Consider the following 675-nt stretch of genomic DNA (forward strand, 5'->3'; position numbering starts at 1 on the left):
CCCTCGCCGGACACTTGCGATTGTTCAGGCCGCAAGGAATCCGAGTCGAGAGGGCGGTGGTGGCGTATGGCCCAGAAGGCCTACAGCCTGTCGCACACGAAGTGGATGTGCAAGTACCACGTCGTGTTCACGCCGAAGTATAGGCGCAAAGTCATCTACAACCAAATAAGGTCCGACCTTGGGGAGATCTTCAGGAAGCTCTGCCAGTACAAGGGGATAGAGATCATCGAGGGGCACCTGATGCCCGACCACGTCCACATGCTGCTGGCGATACCGCCGAAGTACAGCGTGTCGAGCGTGATGGGCTACCTGAAGGGGAAGAGCTCGCTGATGGTATTCGACAGGCACGCGAACATGAAGTACAAGTTCGGCAACAGGAAGTTCTGGGCCGAGGGCTACTACGTGTCCACCGTCGGCCTGAACGAGGCCACCATCGCGAAGTACATCCGGGAGCAGGAGAAGGCCGACATCGCGATCGACCGGCTGAGCGTCAAGGAGTACGAGGACCCCTTCGATAGGGGGCCGGGGCGCAAATAGCGCCGGTTTGACCGGCCCGTCACGGGTCAACCTGCAGTGCGGCCCGAACCCCGTGAGGGCCGGCGCCTTTAGACGCGTGCCGGAAATCCAAGGGTTATACCCTAAGAGCAAACCACCCCTTTTAGGGGTGGTTTTGAT

Annotated in this window: 1 protein-coding gene; it reads left to right on the forward strand. The window is 59.7% G+C overall.

What is annotated here, in order from left to right; genetic code table 11:
* The first annotated feature begins 66 nt into the window (after positions 1–66).
* On the forward strand, positions 67–537 hold the full coding sequence (tnpA, locus tag AAAX59_RS09670) for an IS200/IS605 family transposase (protein ID WP_349071611.1): 471 nt from the start codon (positions 67–69) through the stop codon (positions 535–537).
* Positions 538–675 lie beyond the last annotated feature (138 nt).

Source organism: Collinsella sp. CLA-ER-H2 (assembly GCF_040092405.1).
GTDB lineage: Bacteria > Actinomycetota > Coriobacteriia > Coriobacteriales > Coriobacteriaceae > Collinsella.

Coding starts and splice junctions, on each gene's coding strand:
- tnpA (WP_349071611.1), top strand. CDS start 67: ATGGCCCAGAAGGCCTACAGCCTGTCGCACACGAAGTGGATGTGCAAG.